The sequence below is a fragment of the Fusobacteria bacterium ZRK30 genome (assembly GCA_024628785.1).
Lineage (GTDB): Bacteria > Fusobacteriota > Fusobacteriia > Fusobacteriales > Fusobacteriaceae > Psychrilyobacter.
The window spans coordinates 547,434-568,788 of record CP102405.1 but is presented as its reverse complement, the minus strand read 5'-3'; the positions used below and the strand labels follow the sequence as shown (position 1 = coordinate 568,788).

Below are 21,355 nucleotides of genomic sequence, written 5' to 3'. Positions count from 1 at the left end.
CTTTTTCTTATTTTTTTAATTAATCCCTGTATATCATACTTTTATTTATTTCTTCTAAACTACCGGCACCTGTCAGTATCATGGCTTGATATAGTTGATTTCTTAAAGTTTCCAAAGTTACTTTTACTCCTTCTCTTCTACCTCCTACACTTCCCCAAATAACAGGTCTTCCTACCAATATACAGTGAGCTCCAAGGGCTAAGAATTTTACTATATCCATTCCTTCCCTTACTCCTCCATCAGCTATTACTACCATCTTATCTCCAACAGCTGCAGATATTTCAGCCAGTGTCTCAACTGAACTTATGGTACCGTTTAACACACGGCCTCCATGGTTAGATACTATGATCCCTGCCACTCCTGCTTCCATGGCTATCTTAGCTTCCTCTACACTGAGAATCCCCTTTAGTATAAATGGTAATTTCGTCGAATCCACCAATTCCTTTAATTCTTTCACTGATTTTGGTCCTACAGGCTGTCCCATAGTACTCATAACCAATAATCCAGCTCCGTCTACATCTACTCCTACAGCCAGTGCCCCTGCTTCCTCTGCCATCCTTATTCTTTTTATGATCTCAGAATTTTCACGGGGTTTTATGATAGCCACACCATTACCATCCACTTTTTTTATAGCTTCTATCCCCCACCTATAAAAATCAGGATTTCCTCCATCACCTATCATAGCTATAGTTCCGCATTCTAAACTTCCGTTTACGATGTCGTCTATATAATCTTCCTCTTCTACGGCTCCTCCGGCATTATAGTTTAATCCCGTTATAGGAGCTACCATTACCGGGCTGGAAAGTACCTTCCCTAAAAAATTAAATTTAACATCCGGATCCTTGGCATCATGTAATGTTTTCATCATAACTCTTATCTCATTTAATTTATTATAATTCCTCTGCATAGTAGAACCATTTCCTGCTCCTCCCATTCCTGGGACCATCCCTCTACACCAAACACCATTACATTCACGACATATAGCACATACACCTTTCATCTTTTCCCGGGCATTTTTTTTTATCTCTGCTAAGTTCATTTTTTACCTCCGTATTTTAATTATTTATTCTCTATATTAAGTTTTTTTATCCTTCATATTTCTATATTAAAAACGCCTTAAATTTCCCAGTTTTTTGTCTCCTAAATCTTACCACAAAATTAAAAAAGTTATAACTTTATATGGTTTTTTCTAGTTAAAAAAATAACTAATTTTATTGTATCTTTTTTGTTTTAAAAATGCTAAAATTTATCGATTTATAGGAAAAATAATTTAAATCAATAAAATTTAAAGTTTAATAAAATTTATTACATCGGGGGGAGGTAGAGTAAAATGAAAAGACACTTAAAGGGGTTATTTTTTGATTATTTTGTTATTAATTTAGGACTGATATTATCAGCCATTGGGATAGGAATTTTCTTGGTTCCTGGGAGACTAGTCAGTAGCGGAGTTCCAGGAGTTGCCACTATATTATTTTACGGGATGGGAATCCCAATTGGTCTTACCATTTTGGTCTTTAATATTCCTATATTCATCTTAGGGGTTAAAGTATTCGGAAAGGAATATGGGTTTAAAACTTTTTTTGGAATTGTGGGTTTAGCCTTTTATACCCAGACTTTTCAGACATTACTCAACAATACATCTGTAATTGACTATGCCAAGGGTGGAAATTTACTCTTAGCACCTATCTTTGGAGGATTATTTTTAGGTTCAGGAATGGGTTTAATCTTTAGGTTTGGTGGAAGCATGGGAGGCGCTGATATCTTAGGACAGGTTATCAGTAAATATTCTAGACTACCGGTAGCTCATGCTATCTTAATGTTAGATATCCTTGTAATGGGTAGTGGAATAGCTGTCTTCGGGATAGAGAGGGGACTCTATGCTATCTTATCTGCATTTGCCTGTAACTCCATCTTAAATAAGATATTTGAAGGGGTAAGCCATAGTAAGATGGTGTATATCACAAGTTCAAAATATGATGAGATCCAGGAACTACTAGCTAATGATATCCAGACTGAGAGTACTACTATTATGACTAAGAGTCGTATCCAGGATTCTGAAAGAAAGATGATCATGGTTATCTTAAAGAATAAACAGCTTCGTGATTTACAGGTATTTATGCATCGAATCGATCCAACAGCTTTTATTGTTATCTCGGAAGTATATGAAGTTTTCGGTGATTCAGAGGACGAATAAAAGCAACGTGACACTACATTTAATTAAAATTATTAAATAGAAAACCCCTCCTAAAAATTTAGGAGGGGTTTTTATAATTATTGTCTGATCTCACCTTGATACTTTTTCTTGATAAGTCCTAAGATCTTATCGATTGCTGCAGTTACTTCACTTTCTTCTAAAGTTCCTGTTGTTTTTCTAAGAACTATATTAATAGCTACTGATTTTTTATCTGCTTCTACCTTTTCACCTTGATAGATATCAAATAAATTTACACCTTCGATGATATTTGAAGATTTTTTAATATCTCCCAACATATCTCCAACTAACTTATCTCTATCCATTAAGATAGCTAAGTCTCTGTTTACTGCCGGATATTTTACTATCTTCTCGTATTTTACCTTAGTTTTTCCATATTTTACTATCTTAGCTAATTCTAACTCTGCAAGATATACTCTTTCTCTTGAGATAGACATAGCTTCAGCTACATCTGGATGGATCTCTCCAAAAGTTCCGATATAATCTCTTCCTACTAAGATATCTACCGCTCTACCTGGATGGTAACTTTTATTTTCAGTTCTTCTTAATTGATATCTCGTCATTCCCATATCTTTTAGATAAGTTTCTACATATCCTTTTAAGTCATAAAAATCATAGGCTTCAGGTTTTGCATCCCATAAATTTCTTTCCTCTCTGCCAGCTAAAGCAATTCCTACTTTTACAAGTTCATCTGCTAAAGTTTCGGCCTTAGTAAATGTTCTAGATACTTCAAATATCTTCAGATCATTTATATTTCTGTTGAAATTATCTCTGATATTAGTAAGTAAACCATACATTAAAGTAGGTCTAAGTGTTACCATATCTTCATTTATAGGATTTTTGATATCGATAGTCTCTGCTTCTACCTTTAATTTTTCTAAAATTCCTCTAGGGATAAAGCTATAGTTTATAACTTCTTGTAATCCCATGTCTCTTAAGTGTTTTTTAGAAGTATCAGTAGTTTGGAATTCTTCATCTACTACACCAGCTTTGATATTTTCCACCGGCATCTTATCTTCAATATTTTCAAAACCATACATTCTGATGATCTCTTCATATAGATCTGCTGATCTAGTGATATCGTTTCTATATGATGGAGGAGTTACAGAAATTTTGTTTTCTCCTCTGTTTTTTATCTGCATATTTAAGCTATTTAATATCTTTCCTACTGTATCTAATTCTATTTCCTTACCTACAAATTTATTTAATCTGTTGATATCTAAAGAAACTTCCCTAGAAGTATAAGGATCTGTATATACATCTACATATTCTCCTACAACTTCACAATCAGTTAGAGACTGAATTAAAGATGATGCTCTTTCTAATACAACTAAAGTATTATCTCTATCTATTCCTCTCTCAAATCTATATGAAGAATCAGAAGATAATCCCAATGTTTTAGCTGTTTTTCTTATATTTTCAGGAGTAAAGTATGCTACTTCTAATAATATATCAGTAGTATTTTCATCTACCTCTGTATCTTTACCACCCATGATTCCAGCTATTGCTACAGCCTTTGCCTCATCAGCAATAACTAATTCAGAGTTGTTTAATTCTCTCTCTTCACCATCTAAAGTAGTGATTTTTTCACCTTTTTCAGCTTCTCTTACAGTTATCTTTGAACCCTCTAATTTAGAGTGATCAAAAGCATGCATAGGCTGGTTATATTCAAACATAATATAGTTAGTTACATCCACAATATTATTGATTGGTCTAAGTCCGATAGCTTTCAATCTTCTCTTTAACCATTCTGGTGACTCTTCTACCTTTACATTTTTTAATATTCTAGAGCTGTATCTGGTACATCTTTTATCATCGTTGATATCCACAACAATTCCAGATGGTCCAGTTAAAGTTCTGATATCAGATGTAGGGTACTTTACCTTTCTCTCATAATAAGCTGCTACTTCTCTTGCTATACCAATATGAGATAAACAGTCAGGTCTGTTAGGTGTAATTTCTAATTCAAAAATTATGTCATCTAACCCTAAATGTGTTCTGATGTCTTCACCGATAGGTGCATCTTCAGATAAAATTACAATTCCATCTCCATCTGTACCCATTCCTAATTCTGCTTCTGAACAAAGCATTCCACAAGATTCTACTCCTCTTACTTTAGCTTTTTTTATCTTAAAGTTTCCAGGTAAAACAGCTCCTATTTTGGCTACTATTACCTTGTCTCCTAATTTATGATTGGGAGCTCCACAGATTATTTGTAACGGAGTTTCTTCCCCTACATTTACCTTTAATAGTGATAATTTATCTGCATCAGGATGCTGACCATATTCTACAACATGTCCTACCACTACGTTATCTAGATGTTGTCCTTGCTCTTCTATTGCCTCAACCTCTTGACCTATCATAGTCAGGGCATTTTCAAGCTCTTTAACATCTTCATTTATCTCTACATATTCTTTTAACCATTCTAAAGATATTAACATTTTTTCCTCCAAATTATTTTGTTACCCTCATTCGCCCTTTGGGCACCTTCCCCCTTAATGAAAGAAGGTAAGAGTTATATTTTTTAATCCGTCATTAAAAAAATATTGTAAATGAAATACAAAGAAAAAAATTGAAAAATACTCGACTGTCTGAATGAAGTGAGTTTCGATTTTTTCATTTTTTTCGAGTATGTAATAAATATTTTTTTACAGACTTGAATTTTTGGTTACTTTTCTTTCAAGAAAAAAGTAACAATTAAAAGTTAAACTGCTTTAAGAACCTCATATCATTGTCATAAAATGCTCTTAAGTCATCTATACCATGTCTTAGCATCGCAACTCTTTCTATTCCCATTCCAAATGCAAATCCACTTATTTCATCTGCATCATAATTTACACTTTTTAATACTTCAGGATCTACCATTCCGCAACCCATTATTTCTAACCAACCTGTATTTTTACAAAGTCTGCAACCTTTTCCTTTACAGATTACACATTCTACATCCATCTCTGCTGAAGGTTCTGTGAATGGGAAGAAATGAGGTCTAAATCTTACATTAGTTTCTCCAAATACCTTGTTTACAAATTCTGTTAAGATTGCTTTTAAGTTAGCAAACGATATATTTTCTCCTACCATCAATCCTTCCATTTGGTGGAACATTGGTGTATGAGATACATCATAGTCAGATCTGTATACCTTTCCTGGACATACCATTCTAAATGGTGCTGTTTTATTTTGCATATATCTAATTTGTACAGGTGATGTATGTGTTCTAAGTACTGTATTATCATCAATATAGAAAGTGTCCTGTAGATCTCTCGATGGATGAGTTTCTGGTATATTCAATGCATCAAAGTTATTAAATGTAGTTTCTAATTCCGGTCCTGCCGCTACATCAAATCCCATCTCTATAAATATATTCTTTAAAAAATCCATAGTTTCGGTTATAGGATGTAATCTTCCAGTTCCTGTTTCTCTTCCTGGTAAACTAACATCTATAGTTTCGTTATTCATTCTCTCATTTTTTTCTGCGTCCTTTAGCTCAGTCATCTTAGTTTCAATTTCATTTGTAATAAAATCCCTAACTTCATTAGCTAATTGACCAATAATAGGTCTTTCTTCCTTGGATAAATTTCTCATACCTTTCATGATATCTGTCAATTTACCTTTTTTCCCCAAAATCTCTATCTTTAGATCTTCTAGTTCTTTTACACTAGTTATTGAAGTTAAGCTAATAGCTACTTCATCCTTTAGAGCGTTTATTATCCCTTTCATCTTGCCTCCTAAAAACTTTCTTATATCATTAATCTCATAGTATTTTATCAAATTTTTGATGATTATCATACTTTTTTTTAGTTTATAACTTTCTATGTTCTATATTGATTTCATCATTATTTATGTTCAATATCCCATAGAGCCCATCTTTCACGGCTCCCGGATTAAATAAAATCATCTCTTCTTCCTCTAAATAAGGGATATGTGTATGACCAAAGATACATAGATCGCTACCTCTGTCTTTTGCTTCCATCCTCAGATAATCATAACTTGTCTTAACTCCAAATAGATGGCCATGGGTTAAAAATATCTTTTTACCTGAGAGTTCAAACTCTAAAGTATCCTCCGTATTATGATCCATATAATCACAATTTCCTCTGACTATATAATATTTAGAGTTTTCATATACATATGATAACTCCTCTACATCTTTACTGTAATCTCCAGCTGAGATAACTACATCTGGAACTTCCTTTTCCCATATTTTCATCAAATTATCCAGCCTCGAATGACTATCCGATACCACCAATACTTTCATAACGACTCCTTTCTCACTCTTCCTTTTTATAGTTTCCCTTTTAACACTGTAAACCTCTTATAATTAAAAGAAACTTTAGTTCTCACCAATCGGTTCAAATTTAAAATCAAGTTTTAACTATACTTGATTTTAATAGTCGTGAAATCCCTACAACGAGGAAAGAGTCTAGATTAATTTAGGAGGAGAACACCAGTTCTCCTCCTAAAAACTTTTTTATTCATATAAAATATTATCCTATATAGATAGGAATATCTATATTCTCCAATAATTTCAAACCTGTATTTCCTGTCAATCTTTCCAATAGGAAGGAGTGTTTAAGGTCTCCCATAATCAAGATATCAAACTCTTTACTCTTTTCAGTAATTATATCTATAGGTTTTCCCTCTAATTCCAAAGTATTTAATGTTTTTCCTGCTATCTCCATATATTTTGAAAATTCATCATCAGTTTCATCCTCTAAATTTACAGCTACAGAGGTAAAATTATTTAATTTATCAAACATATTTAAGAAGGTAAAGATAGATTTATTTACCCTTTCACTCTTATCGTTAGCAATCATAACTTTTTCCACCTTCAAACTATTCTTTTCAGGAATCAATAGAACAGGTTTATAGTGATGTCTAAGAAGATCTTTTTGGTTAGCTGTAATAGTATTGGATTTCTCTACTACTACTAAATCAAACCCCAACATCTTTTCTTGGACGATCTCTTGGGTAATCCCCTCTTCTATCAATAGGTGTTCCACTGGAAAATAATTTTTAAATACTTTTTTTAACTCTTCTACCTGGATATTTTCTGACTTTTCCCATTCCCTGATTAAAAAATTAGCTGAATTATCCACAACTAACCCCTCTACTGTAGGAGGTAATACTTCATATTTCCTTATATCTCTAATATATAGCCCGTATACTTCTGTTCCATACTTTTCTTTTAAATGTTGTCCTGTTTTTAGTAAATTATTTTTGTCCAGTTCATTCCCGAATAAAATCAAAATTCTATTTAACATAAGTACCCCTCCATTTGAATAACTAATAATCAACAATTATTAATTATTTCTAATTCATTAAGTATTTATATTTTTCTACACAACTATATATATTCCTTTTTTTTCTTATTTTTTTTCTTCTGTTTTCTCTAAAAGTTCCTCTTCAATAAGCTCTTCCATATTTCTTTTTACTTTGATTGTAGAAACTACATGTTCCGTATCTTCTACTCTCATGATCTTTACACCTTGGGTTGCTCTTCCAATTAAAGATATATCCTCTACTGGAGTTCTAATTACAACTCCATTTGAAGTAATAGCTAATAATTCTTCATCATCAGTTACAGATTTTACATCTACAACCTTTCCGTTTCTAGCACTTACTCTTATATTGATTACACCTTTTCCACCTCTTGATTGGCTGGTATAACCGCTTATTCTCGTTCTTTTTCCATATCCATTTTCAGTTATAGTAAGGATCTTAGCATCTTCACGCTCTATTATTACTCCTGATACTACCTCATCTTCTGGACGTAGAGTGATTCCTTTTACTCCTGTTGCTGATCTTCCCATAGATCTTACATTATCTTGTGGGAACTTTATAGAGTATCCTAATCTTGTAGCTACGAATACCTCACTTTCTTTGGTATCAACTAATCCAACGAATATAAGATCATCTTCATCTTTTAAGTTTATAGCACGTAGACCAGATTTATTAATATTTTTAAACTGACTTAAGTTAGTTTTCTTCACTATACCATTTCTAGTCAGGAAGAATACTTCATGTTCTTCAGAAAAATCTCTAACTTTTATTATAGATCTTACCTTCTCATCTTCTCCTAAATTAATCATATTTTCAATTAATTTACCTCTAGCCTGCTTAGAAGATTCTGGGATTTCATATACTTTTAAGCTATATACCTTTCCGCTGTCTGTATAGATCATCATGGTATCTAAGTTAGAAGCAGCATACATATTTTCTACGAAGTCACCCTCTACTGTATTTTGGCTGCTTACACCTTTTCCGCCTCTTTTTTGAGCTTTATACTTATCCTGGCTTATTCTCTTTACATAACCTTTATTAGTCAGAGTTACGATTACCTTTTCATCTGAAATTAAGTCCTCTATATTGATATCTAATCTAGATTCCTCTATTTGAGTTCTTCTTTCATCTGAATAGTTCTCTTTAATCTCTTCTAATTCTTCTGTTATTATCTCATAAACTTTATCTTCATTGTTTAAGATAAAGTTTAATTCTTTTATTATTTCTACTAGAGCTGTGTATTCATTCTCTATTTTATCTCTTTCTAATCCAGTTAATCTTTGTAATTTCATATCTAAGATCGATCTAGCCTGGGCTTCACTGAATGAATAATCAATTTTTAAAGTTTCTTTAGCCATATTCGCATCTTTTGATCCTCTAACTATCTTGATTATCTCTCCGATATTATCTAGAGCTATTCTAAATCCTTCTAAGATATGAGATCTTTTTTCAGCTTTTTCTAATTCAAATCTAGTTCTTCTAGTTATTACATCGAATCTATGGTTGATGTAGTGGTCTAATATCTCTTTTAAATTCAATACTTTTGGTACATTATCCACTAAGGCTAACATAATAATTCCAAATGTATTTTGTAACTCAGTATATTTATATAGTTTGTTTAAGATTAATTCAGGTTCTTCTCCCCTTTTAGTCTCTATTACTACTCTTATACCATTTCTATCAGATTCATCTCTAAGATCAGTTATTCCTGTAACCTTTTTTTCCTTTACAAGGTTAGCAATCTTTTCTATCATCCTAGCTTTATTTACTTGGAATGGTACTTCATTGATTATTATCGAGCTTTTTCCATTCTTATGCTCTTCAATCTTTACCTTACCTCTTACTCTTACTCTACCTCTACCAGTAGTATAAGCATCATAGATTCCTTTTTTTCCATCAATTATTCCACCAGTTGGGAAGTCAGGTCCAGTTATATATTCAATCAGGTCTCTAGAAGTTATTCTAGTTGCCTCTACTAAAATCCCTGAAATCACCTCTTTTACCTCTCTAAAAGTAGTCAATGAAAGTTCTTTTGGTATTTCTGTATAATTTTCAATTTCTGAAGATGCTTCCCTAGCCTCTCTTTCTTTTTGAAGTTTAAGGTTTAATGCATCGTTTTCTTCTATTGATTTATCTACAACAGCTTTTATTTTTTCAAGAGTGTTCAACAATCTATTTTCATCAGATACTTCAGCTTTTGAGATCATCTTTTCAATTCTTTCAAAAGTAATCTCTGCATCAATCTTCTCTGTAGAATTAGTAATTAATTCCTTTATTTTTTCAAACCCTTCTACTATCCCATCTTTTTTACCTTTTATCTCCAGTCTGTTATTTATAACAGCCAAGATTCCTTCTACTAATTCTCCCAAGTTATGAGGAGGTATATTTGTCGCCATTCCGACTGCAATACCAGTCGCTCCATTTAATAATAGGTTAGGTAGTTTTGCAGGTAATACAATAGGTTCATCCAATGAATCATCAAAGTTTTTTCTATAATCTATAGTATTTTTATCTAAATCTACCAATAATTCTTTAGTAATTTTAGCCATTCTTGCTTCTGTATATCTCATGGCTGCCGCCGAATCTCCATCTATCGATCCAAAGTTTCCATGTCCGTCTATTAATTCATATCTATAGTTAAAATCTTGAGCCATTCTAACCATAGTATTATAAACAGCTGAATCTCCATGTGGATGATACTTACCCAGTACTTCTCCGACGATTCTAGCCGATTTTTTATGTGGTTTGTCACTAGTCATTCCTAACTCATTCATGGCAAAAAGAATTCTTCTATGAACTGGTTTTAGTCCATCTTTTACATCTGGTAATGCTCTACTTACGATTACACTCATAGAGTAGTCCAAATATGATTCTTTCATCTCTTGTTCTATATATCTAGTTATTATATTTGACATCTAATCCTCCCTGAATTAATTTACCCTCACCTGTCCTCTCGGACACCCTCTCCCTTGACAACGTAAAAATCATATTTATTAAATATAATTTTTTCATACTGGTCAATCGGGAGAGGGTAGGTAATTTGTAAGAAATAGAATTCTATCTCTTACTCTTTTATATTTTTAAGAAGCTAAACCTTCTATTTTTTTTCTTATTTACTGTAATTTTTACAGCAAGCACCCTATATATCCAAGTTCTTTACGAATTCGGCTCCCTCTTCGATAAATTTCTTTCTAGGTTCTACCTTGTCACCCATTAATTTATCAAATAACTTATCTGCTTCTACAGCATCATCTATACTTACCTGTAATAATGTTCTTGTATCCGGATCCATAGTTGTCTCCCATAGTTGTTCAGGATTCATCTCTCCTAGCCCCTTATATCTTTGAAGGGTAAATCTTCTGTTCTCTGTGTTAAGGAGATCTGTAGCATCCTTCATCTGTTTATCTGTATAAGCATATTGTACCGATCTACCAGCTGTTATCTTAAATAATGGTGGTTGAGCGATATATATATTTCCATTAGTTATTAGATCTGACATATATCTAAATAGGAACGTTAAGATTAAAGTTCTGATATGAGCTCCATCTACATCGGCATCGGTCATGATTATGATCTTATGGTATCTTAATTTTTCAAGAGTCATCTCATCATTCATTCCAGCACCAAATGCTGTGATCATAGCTCTTACTTCTGTATTTTCTAACGCTCTATGTAATCCAGCTTTCTCTACATTTAGTATCTTCCCTCTTAATGGCAGGATAGCCTGAGTGTGTCTGTCTCTTCCCTGCTTTGCTGATCCTCCTGCTGAATCTCCCTCTACTATATAGACTTCGCATTCTTCAGGTTTCTTAGATGAACAGTCTGCAAGTTTTCCTGGTAATGACCCTACTTCTAATGCAGATTTTCTCATTACTAATTCCCTTGCTTTTTTAGCTGCTTCTCTTGCTTTTTTAGACATCAAGATCTTTTCGATTACATTTCTTGCGTCTGCCGGAGTATCCTCTAAGTGCATCTTTAGATACTTACCTACAATTCCAGAAACTATACTGGTAACTTCTGAACTACCTAATTTTGTCTTAGTCTGTCCCTCAAATTGGGGATCCGGTACTTTTACAGATATAATTGCAGTCATTCCCTCTCTGATATCACTACCTTGGAAATTCCCGTCTCTTTCTTTTATAAGTCCCATAGTTTTAGCTACATCATTTACTACACGAGTAAGAGCAGTTCTAAATCCACTTACATGAGTTCCACCTTCATGGGTATTTATGTTGTTAACAAATGAGAATATACTCTCCCTTTGTTTTATTGTATAGGTCATGGCAATCTCTACGACTACCCCTTCAGCCTCTCCATTCATATAGATGGGTTCTTTGATTAATTTTTCATTTCCGTCCTCTAACTCAGCCAGGAAATCGATTATACCACCATCAAATTTTAATGTTTCCTCTACTTTATCTTCTTTTCTAGAATCAGTAAGAACTATCTCTAAACCTTTATTCAAATAAGCTAATTCTTTTAATCTATTCTTTAAAGTTTCAAAACTATAGATTAAAGTTTCAAATATCTCATCATCAGCTTTAAAAAGTATTCTCGTACCAGTTTCCTTAGTTTTACCTATTGTTTTTACATCAAACATAGGTTTTCCTCTTTCCAACCTTTGGTGGAAGATTTGTCCCTCTCTCTTTACATAAACTTCCATCCATTCAGACAAAGCATTTACTACTGAGATACCTACTCCATGAAGTCCACCAGATACCTTGTAGTTATCGTTCTCAAACTTACCACCAGCATGTAATACAGTCAATACAATCTCCAATGCTGATTTTCCATGTTTAGGATGCATTCCTGTCGGAATTCCCCTTCCGTTATCGATTACTTCGATTATATTGTCTTCCAATACATTTATAATTATCTTATCACAATGTCCTGCCAAGGCTTCATCTACTGAGTTATCTACTACTTCCCACACAAGATGGTGTAATCCCCTTTCAGATGTAGAACCAATATACATTCCCGGTCTTTTTCTAACGGCTTCTAATCCTTCTAAAACCGTTATATCTTCCGCTTTATAATTATTACTCATCTAACTTACCCTCCTAAATCTTATTTCTTCAACAGTTGTATAAATTCCTCTGCCCTTCTCTCTATATATTCATCTTCTAGTTCACCTAAATCTATTATAAAATATAGTTTAGACAACTCAAAAGCCAGCTCGTCTTTCCTGTCTCTCAAGTAGATATCTATATTTTTTTTTATCTTGGATAGTTTTTTTAATTTTATCCTGTCATATTCTTTTTCTGTCAGATCTTCTATCACCTTTACAGCCTGGGAATATTTCAGCATTTTCCTATCTTTAAAGGCCTTCATAAGGGTTTCTTCTAATTTCAAGACCTCTTTATTCATGCATATGGCACACATAGGCTGGAGGGAACTATAATAAATTCCACACTTACACTGCTTATATCCATGAAGTTTCAAGTATTTTTTCCTTTTATATGATTTTTCCAGAACAACCTTTGTCTGTTTTTTTATAAGGTCATCTTTAATCTCACTAAGTTCCTCTTCCATCTGCAGATATTCTTCAGTGGTTAAGGTCACACTGTCCAGGTCTATAGAATCATCTCTTTCTCTTTCATCCAGAAAATAATCTTTCGTATCTTTTTTTCCAATTTTAAAGATTATCTCACTTACATAATCTCCACCTAAAAATTCATTGGTTTTCTTTATGATAGATTGTTTTTGAAAATTCATCTGCTGGATCCAGATAGAATTCTCTACTCCTACAAATAGTTTTCCCTGCTTTAAAAAGATAACAAAACTTTTTTTAGAGAGTTCCCCAACGATCTTATCCCATTCTGATTTTAAAATTCCTTCCTTTAGGAGCCGGCTCTTAGTTATGGCTGATTCCATCAGATCACTTACATCTACTAGATTTTTAACCATCTATCTCACCTCTGTGTACATGAAATCTTTTCGCTTCTATCTCTAGATCCGAGGTAGAACTAATAAATAATTGTATCTCCCTCTTTTGAAAATATTTCAATATATTTTCCTTCCTTATGGAGTCAAAATAAGATGATATATCATCTATTATAAAGACAGGTGTTTCTTTTTTTTCCTTTATTATCATATCTATTTCAGATATTTTTAAGGCAAATACTATGGATTTTTTCTCCCCTTGGGATGAATAGGATTTGGCTTCCTTATTGTCCAACAGAAAGATAAAATCATCTCTTTGGGGACCAATAAGAGAATATCCATATCGTAATTCACGACCCCTTACCTCTTCATAACTTTTCCTGATTTTGCCCTCTATTTCCTCCAAAGTAGGAGATCTCAGCTCTCCTAAAAAGGATTTATACCCCAAGGTCAACTCCTTTTCCCCGTCAAATAACTTTCGATAGTTTAAAGACAACAACCTTGAAACATTTTTTACATAATCAATCCTTTTCTTTACTACTAATGATGCATATTTTATAAACTCCAAGTTATATATCTCAAACATTGGATCTTTGGTATTTCTATCCTTTAGATATTTATTTCTGAATTTCAACAGCTTGGATACCGACTTTAAATAAAGGTAGTACTCTGGATCTGCCTGAGCTATCTCATAGTCAAAGAACGATCTCCTCACACTGGGTGACCCAATAATAAGCTCTATATCTTCTGGTATAAAAGATATAATATTTAATTTACCCAAAAATTCATCATACTTAATCGATTTCCTATTATAGGAATATATCTTCTTTTTTTCATCTACTTTTACCGATATGGATTTCAGTGCTATCCTATCCTCATAGTTAACAAAAGCTCCCATCTTATGGCGACCGTACTTAATCATTTCCTTATTTTTATTGGTTCGAAAACTCTTTCCTGTAACTGTAAAATAAACAGCCTCCAGTATACTGGTTTTTCCCTGACCATTTTTCCCTAAAAACAAGTTAAATCTACGATCAAATTCTAAGTGTTCATCATCTAAGTTTCTAAAATTGATCATATTCATATCCAGGATTTGCATCTTAGCACCTCTTACGCTATTACTTCTATCTTTTTACCGTCAAATTCTACGATATCTCCCACACGGATCTTCTTCCCTCTTCTAGTTTCTATCTCGCCATTTACTTTGACCATCTCTTCAGTAATTACATGTTTTGCATCTGATCCGCTGCCTACTACATTGGCCCATTTCAACAATTGATCCAATTTAATAAATTCCGTTGTAATTTGTATTTTTTCCATTTCTTTACCTCCAAGTTAATTGAATATTTTCTAAACCAACTTAATCTCTATCCCTTTAAATTTTTTTCAAAGTAATGATTAATTTTAATAAAATTTAGATCATCTATTCAATATAATTACACATTATATTTTATCACATTTCCCCTTTATTATCAATTAAAACGGGTTCTCAACAATCTATCTTAATCCCATCATTAAAAAGTTTTTTAACCGTCCTTATTTGACAGATTAGAGGGTCTCAGAAATGAAAAAAATAGAACTCGAAAGTCCTATTTTTTTTATTCCACTATTTTTCTATAAAAACTTTATCTCTCATAGGATTTTTTATATCCAATACAAAGTCTTTAAACTCCTTATAATCCCCTTTTTTTACTATTCCAACAGGGATATAGATCTCTCTGGTTATATCTATAATATTTTTCTCCTGTTTTGAGATAAATTTATATTTTGCACTTCTGTCTCCTACCTTAAATTCCTTTACAATATTCAGCCCATTGATAAATTTTGAAGTTTTTAGAATATCTTTATTCTGACTGAGGTCTATTCTAAAAGTTTCCTTCATAGATATCTCATTGTATATCTGATAATCATGTTCTCTCTTATCCAAAGATATACTCAAGTTAATATTCACAGGAGAGATTGAAAAATATAAATACTTATCCTGGTCTATCACAAAGTTATCAGCTTTTAAATTATATGACATATTCATGGGTTTTTTATAGTCCATAAAATCACTGAACTTAGCATCCCCTACAATCGTAGTAGATGAGCTGCCAAAATCTTGATCCATAAGATTTTTCCTCTGAGCAGGGAGTATTCCTCCATAATACCTTATGAAACTATCCATCCCCCCCTTAAATTCAAGGTTTACATCTACCTTTGCATCGTCACCTTCTAACTTATAAAGATAACTTGTATTCTCCTTATAATCTATTTTTGGTTCATAGACCTGAGGCAGGTAGTTATTTTTTTTAGAGATATAGTTTATCTTTTCATCCATTGCATCCAAGTAATTATATCTGCTATTTAACAGAACTATTCTTCCATCGACGTATGTTCCTACGTCATATATAGAATAATTCATAGGATATTTTATCTGGTAAGAAGAGCTTTTCGCATATGAATCCAATATGATTACAGGATAGACATCATTGATATTTTGTGCTCTGACAAGACCTACAAATAAAGCATTCAAATCTATTTTAGATCCGTATTTCTGATAGATAATCCGATCTAAGTTTAGTGGTTTAAAATTCGATTGATCCAAATATATATCCTTTAAAGTAAAATTATTTACCACATATGAATATATCTCAGCTATTTTTTCTGATTTTTTTCCAGTATCTCCTACTATTTCGTCCGAAAGCTTTCTGACCTCAGGGGTGATTTTTATATTATCCATAGATTGTATTTTTTCTTTAGCAAGGCCAGCCCAATCCTTATAAAAAGAATATACAACTTTATCTATATCCAGCAAAAGGTTTATAGGCATTTTCTCCTCTCTCTTTAAAACCCTTGTATTCTTTGAACTAAAGGCAAGGATATTCCTATCATCTAAAACTTTTTTATCCTCAACTATATTATCTCCTATAACCTCATAATTTAATCTCATAGACTTTGGATAGTCTATTATTCTGGTTTTATTTAAAGACGGGATCTCAGTATCAAAAGGTTCGTTTCTACCTAAGGGATAAGTCCACTTAGTTTTAATAGTATAATCAGTTATAATATACGTTCCCGGTTCTACTTTGGGAAAATTAACTATCCTATTTTTATTGTGAACATATAAAGGCGAATATATTGCCAGTTCATCATCCTGCTCAATACTCTGATTTTTAGGGATTGAGATTTTTTTGTAATCTTTTGTAACAGTATACATTTCTCCCAAGATCAATTTTTCATTGGTTGGATCGTAATTTATAATTATATCTGACAATTTTTTCTTTCCTTCATAGTTAATTACCTTAGTGACCTTAAACTTATGGATCTCGCTGCTTCCATCTTTATGAACAGTTAATTTTTTATTGTTGATCAGGTAAACTGCCCCTAATTCAGCATATTCCTCTGGAAGTTTATTGTTATCTTTAATAATCTTTATAACTTCACTAAATTTATATCCTATCTTATCTGAATTTTCACTTTTTTCTAACTTAGACTTGGTACACCCTATAAAAATAAAGGCAGTCAAAGTTAGATACAAAAATAATTTCATTTTATTTCTCATCTGTTTTCACCTCTTTTATCAAGAATAAATTGTTATTATTTGATAATTCCCCTATCTCTTTTTTTATGTCCTGATATTTTTCTTTAGGGAAATGAATCTTTGAATTTTCCAAATAATAAGTAGTATCTAACATATTTTCTCTTACTTTAGAAGTAAATACCGTTTGGAATCCAGCATAGTTTATGGTTTTCGGTTTTGGCACAGAGATATTTGAGATACTTTCAGGAAATTCCACACGATAATTTACAGTGAAACTTGTAGGTGAACTTAGTCTAAAATCATATTTTCTCTCAGATAATGAAAATGGGTATGAAATTGACTCCTCATACATAAAGTGAATACTGGGATCAGCCCCGCTAAAGGGAATAAATATATAGTCATTGATCTTCTTTCCATATTTAGGGATCTCAATATCAGCTTTTATAGTATATTTAGAATCCATATTTTTAGGATCTGAAGTTTTAATATTTGTCGTTATTATACTGGGATTGACCCTGTTTATAAGCCCAGTTATCAAATTATCTAAATCATACTTATTCATCCTCATAGATGTTGATCTAAATTTACCATCAGCTACACCTGAAAATATAAATTCAATGGTTCCCACAGCATTATAGTCACTGTCTAGCTTTAGATCTATAGCTGCACTGGAGTTATTTTCTATAGCCGGCGACATGGGAGTGCTTCTCAGTGTATCCCCATCTTTCCGAGCTATTAGGTAGGAGTTATCCTCTTCATATTTAGGTAAAAAATCCTTAGTGGTCTCATCTGTTGGATCCAGGATATGCAGCGGCTCACCTTTTTCATCATAGACCATCGTTATAGCATGATTAAACCAGGTAACTGGCACTTCTTGACTAAGTCTATATCCAGAACTTATAAGGAACACGTCTGACTCAACCCCTGCTTCATTTAGCATAGCACTTAAAAGGGCTGCTTTATCCCTGCATATTCCCCCTCGGGTTTTAAATGTATAAGAGATATCATGGGGTTCTAGACCAGGTCTGTTCTTTTCACCATCTACACCTAGGTATCTTATGTTTCTAGCTACCCAGTAGAAGATATTCTCTATTTTTTCATCTCTTGTTTTGGCATCTTTGGTCAAAACTTTAACCTTATTTCTGATATCGTCATTCATGGTAAGGTGAGGCGTCACTAGATCATAATACCATTTAGATATATACTCCCAGTTTGGTATAGTTGTATACTCTATATGGTTTAAAGAAAATATAGCATCCTCCATATTAGGCTCTGAAGTAACCAATTGATTATCCCTTATATTCCATTCATATATCTGTTTATCCTCTGTTACAGTTCTTATTTGGTCATATTTAAATCCCATCTTATTCAACTCGTGGACATATAATCTTTTATCCTTAGGGAAAGTTAGTTTTTCATAGTTATTTATAAATTTGTTAGAACTTTCCAGAGTAACCACCCCTGAAAAATGTCCCTCTATCCTTTCTTTTTTTATAGTTTTAACAGCTTTGGTATAGATTATATCTCCTATCTCCAGATTTGGTATTGTCCCGGATAAAGTTTTATCCTGAGTTGTATATATATTAGCCTCTTGAGAAGCTCCACTTATTTTTTCTTCCAATATTTTTTTAGGATCCAGTTCAAATATTTTTCCATCTGCTTTAATCAGTTCTATTACAGCTATATCTAAACTACTGTAATTAGCATCATAATTAAAGTAAAGAGAGTTATCTTTTTTAGAGGTGGTATTCAAGACTTTTCTATACATTTCGGTCGTTATTGTCCCTTCTCCTAATTTATCCCTCTCTGTCAACGAGTTGATTATATAAACCTCGTTATATTCAGCATAATCCTCCGCTGCTATAGGTGATAAAGTTTTAATAGCTTCATCTTTTGGGATATAAGCAGAAAAACTTATCGATGAAAACCATATTGTCAATAAAATTATAAACCTCTTAACCATTTTTAATTCCCCCACATTTAATATTTTTACTTTAATTTAAGTAAAATTTAATTCTTTTGCCCCACAATAATAGATCTTAATTTTGATAAAGTCAACTTTTTTGATATTTAAATACTACTTTTTATTATATATAAAAAAATAGAACCCGAAGATTCTAATTTTATTTAGACATTTTTCACCTCTAATTAACTTCCCTTCTTTCCACGAACCAATGTTCCCCTGGTTTTAGAAGAGCTATTATAGCCTTTCTCCTTTACAACTTCTACTTCCACAAAACCAGCATCTTCCAGCATTTTCAGAAAAACCTTTTCTGATATAGCTCCCCCCTCTCATTGAAACCAGCTATCGACCCTTTTCCTATGCTCTTTAATCTCTTCTCCTATAAATAGTTGATCTACTACCATCAATTTCCCATTTGGTTTTAGCACCCTATGCAGTTCTTTAAATAGAAATTCTTTATTTGGAACTAAGTTAAAAACACTGTTAGATATTATTGTATCAAAGGCAGCATCTTCAAATATCAATTTTTCACCCTCAGACAATACCAGACTTGTATTTTTTAGGTCCATCATGCCTATATTTTTTTTTGCTTTTTCCAACATCTCAGAAACCATATCCAAACCAACTACCCTACCCTGATCCCCCACTAATTTAGAGGCAAAAATAAGATCGATCCCTGCTCCGCAACCAAAGTCTAAAATCTCTTCCCCATCTTTTATATTTCCTAATAAAAAAGGATTTCCCGTTCCACAGTAGCTAGCAGCTACTATTTCAGGAAGCTGCTCTATTATCTTCCTATCATATTTTAAATACTCCAAAGCTTTTCGTCCTGTGGTATACCTAAATTGCCCCACAGGGTTGAGAGCAACTTTAAAATATTTTTTTTCGATATCTCTTTGTATCTTGATCTTATCGTATATTGAAAAAATATCCTTCATTTTTACCTCCACCTAAATATTTATTATACAATTAAAGTATAGTATTAATTTTTTCTTCTATCAACATTATCTCTAAATACAAAAACTGCAGAGGAATTCCCTGCAGTTTTTCTTATTTTAACTTTATATTTAAAAGTTATAGAATACTTTATAAGCTCTGTAAATTTCATATACATCATATTTTGAAGCTAACTCAATAGGGGAATGCATAGATAATAATGCAGCTCCTGCATCAATAGTTCTAATACCATAGTGAGCTAAGAACATAGCTACAGTTCCGCCTCCACCTTCGTCTACCTTTCCAAGCATTCCAGTCTGCCATTTAATATTTGCATCATCAAATATAGATCTAAGTTCTGCTACAAATTCTGCATCTGCATCAGATGACCCGCCTTTTCCACCAGACCCGGTATATTTAGTAAGAACTATTCCATATCCTAATTTACTTGCATTTTGCTCATCATGAACAGATTTAAACAATGGATTAAGACCAGCGTTTACGTCAGATGATAGTGCATGTGAGTTCCATAACACTTTTCTTAAGATCTGATCGTTAAATTTATCTCCTAAGATCTTATAGATGATATCACCCATGAAATAATCTAAATATCTAGATTGTAATCCTGTAGATCCCATAGATCCAACCTCTTCTTTATCTGCTAAGTAACAGATAGAAGTTCTTCTAGGAGTTTCCTTCAGGTCAAACATAGAGATCATAGAAGTGTATCCACAGATTCTATCGTCGTGACCATATGCCCCTACAATACCTCTGTCAAGACCGATATCTCTCGCTTTTTCTGCTGGAACTAATTGTAATTCAGCCGAGATAAAGTCCTCTTCTACTATTCCATAATCATCGTTTAATTTCTTTAAGATAGTGTATTTAAAGTGTTCCTTCATCTCACCATCTTTCATAGTTGTAGGAATAGATCCTACTAAGATGTTCATCTCTTCACCTTTTAATACTTCATTGGCTTTTCTGTCTCTTTGTACATGTCTATCTAAATGAGGTAGGATATCAGGAATTACAAATACAGGATCTGTAGGATCTTCACCGATAACTATATTTATTAACTTACCACCTTTTAAAGCTACTACACCATGTAGTGATAACGCTCTAGATGCCCATTGATATTTCTTTATTCCACCATAGTAGTGAGTTTGTAAAAGTGCAAAATCACCATCTTCATATAATGGATTTTGCTTTAAGTCCAACCTAGGAGAATCTACATGAGATACTACAAAGTTAGCTCCCTTTAAAATATCTTCCTTTCCAATAACTGCTAAGATAAGGTTTTTCCCTCTGTTATTATAGAAAACCTTGTCCCCGGCTTTTAACGTTTCCACAGATTCTGCATCTACGAAACCATTAGCCTCAGCCATTTTTTGAGAATAAGTAATTACTTCTCTCTCTGTTTTAGCTGTATCTAAAAATTCTTTGTATCCTTCTGAAAAATCCATTACATTTTTTTTAACAGATTCCTCAATATCTTTCCATCCATTTTCTTTTTTGTAAAACATTATTTCCTCCCCTTTTTAAACTCCTCAATAAAGGA

The 21,355-nt window shown here is 32.6% G+C and carries 15 protein-coding genes; 1 reads left to right on the top strand and 14 read right to left on the bottom strand.

Translation table 11 applies throughout. The annotated features are described in order from the left end of the window. Nucleotides 1-19: 19 nt before the first annotated feature. Nucleotides 20-1,039 carry an alpha-hydroxy-acid oxidizing protein gene (locus NRK67_07750; protein UUV19332.1) on the bottom strand — a complete coding sequence of 340 codons (1,020 nt, stop codon included), beginning with the start codon at nt 1,037-1,039 and terminating at the stop codon, nt 20-22. Between the two features lie 291 nt (nt 1,040-1,330). Between NRK67_07750 and NRK67_07745 the strand changes: the two genes are divergently transcribed. Then, nucleotides 1,331-2,194, top strand: coding sequence for a YitT family protein (locus NRK67_07745; protein UUV19331.1), 864 nt, complete (start codon nt 1,331-1,333; stop codon nt 2,192-2,194). Nucleotides 2,195-2,271: 77 nt separating this feature from the next. On the opposite strand, the gene pheT is transcribed toward NRK67_07745, so the two are convergent. From pheT to NRK67_07680, 13 genes are all read right to left on the bottom strand, one after another. After that, nucleotides 2,272-4,653 (bottom strand): phenylalanine--tRNA ligase subunit beta, encoded by a 2,382-nt coding sequence (pheT, locus tag NRK67_07740; GenBank protein ID UUV19330.1) that lies wholly within the window; start codon nt 4,651-4,653, stop codon nt 2,272-2,274. A 256-nt stretch (nt 4,654-4,909) separates the two neighbouring features. After that, nucleotides 4,910-5,929 (bottom strand): phenylalanine--tRNA ligase subunit alpha, encoded by a 1,020-nt coding sequence (gene pheS, locus NRK67_07735; GenBank protein UUV19329.1) that lies wholly within the window; start codon nt 5,927-5,929, stop codon nt 4,910-4,912. Between the two features lie 82 nt (nt 5,930-6,011). Continuing rightward, the gene (locus tag NRK67_07730; protein UUV19328.1) at nt 6,012-6,467 is read right to left on the bottom strand and encodes a metallophosphoesterase; all 456 of its coding nucleotides are present in this window, start codon (nt 6,465-6,467) and stop codon (nt 6,012-6,014) included. A gap of 229 nt (nt 6,468-6,696) precedes the next feature. Next, nucleotides 6,697-7,473, bottom strand: a complete 777-nt coding sequence (locus tag NRK67_07725) for a hypothetical protein (GenBank protein UUV19327.1) — start codon at nt 7,471-7,473, stop codon at nt 6,697-6,699. A 105-nt stretch (nt 7,474-7,578) separates the two neighbouring features. Continuing rightward, a complete protein-coding gene (locus tag NRK67_07720; protein ID UUV19326.1) occupies nt 7,579-10,407 on the bottom strand; it encodes a DNA gyrase subunit A in 2,829 nt (942 codons plus the stop codon). Nucleotides 10,408-10,631: 224 nt separating this feature from the next. After that, complete coding sequence (gene gyrB, locus NRK67_07715; GenBank protein ID UUV19325.1) at nt 10,632-12,539, bottom strand: DNA topoisomerase (ATP-hydrolyzing) subunit B; 1,908 nt, start codon at nt 12,537-12,539, stop codon at nt 10,632-10,634. A gap of 20 nt (nt 12,540-12,559) precedes the next feature. Then, nucleotides 12,560-13,399 (bottom strand): DUF721 domain-containing protein, encoded by an 840-nt coding sequence (locus tag NRK67_07710; GenBank protein UUV19324.1) that lies wholly within the window; start codon nt 13,397-13,399, stop codon nt 12,560-12,562. After that, nucleotides 13,392-14,474 carry a DNA replication and repair protein RecF gene (gene recF, locus NRK67_07705; protein UUV19323.1) on the bottom strand — a complete coding sequence of 361 codons (1,083 nt, stop codon included), beginning with the start codon at nt 14,472-14,474 and terminating at the stop codon, nt 13,392-13,394. Before recF ends, NRK67_07710 begins: the two co-directional genes overlap by 8 nt. 11 nt (nt 14,475-14,485) lie before the next feature. Next, the gene (gene yaaA / locus NRK67_07700) at nt 14,486-14,695 is read right to left on the bottom strand and encodes a S4 domain-containing protein YaaA (GenBank protein UUV19322.1); all 210 of its coding nucleotides are present in this window, start codon (nt 14,693-14,695) and stop codon (nt 14,486-14,488) included. A gap of 286 nt (nt 14,696-14,981) precedes the next feature. After that, on the bottom strand, nt 14,982-16,919 hold the full coding sequence (locus NRK67_07695; protein ID UUV19321.1) for a DUF3857 domain-containing protein: 1,938 nt from the start codon (nt 16,917-16,919) through the stop codon (nt 14,982-14,984). Continuing rightward, a complete protein-coding gene (locus NRK67_07690; protein UUV19320.1) occupies nt 16,909-18,861 on the bottom strand; it encodes a DUF3857 and transglutaminase domain-containing protein in 1,953 nt (650 codons plus the stop codon). The genes NRK67_07695 and NRK67_07690 overlap by 11 nt, the downstream gene beginning before the upstream one ends. Nucleotides 18,862-19,190: 329 nt before the next feature. Beyond that, nucleotides 19,191-19,799 (bottom strand): methyltransferase domain-containing protein, encoded by a 609-nt coding sequence (locus NRK67_07685; protein ID UUV19319.1) that lies wholly within the window; start codon nt 19,797-19,799, stop codon nt 19,191-19,193. A gap of 129 nt (nt 19,800-19,928) precedes the next feature. Next, nucleotides 19,929-21,320 carry an aminopeptidase gene (locus tag NRK67_07680; protein UUV19318.1) on the bottom strand — a complete coding sequence of 464 codons (1,392 nt, stop codon included), beginning with the start codon at nt 21,318-21,320 and terminating at the stop codon, nt 19,929-19,931. Nucleotides 21,321-21,355 lie beyond the last annotated feature (35 nt).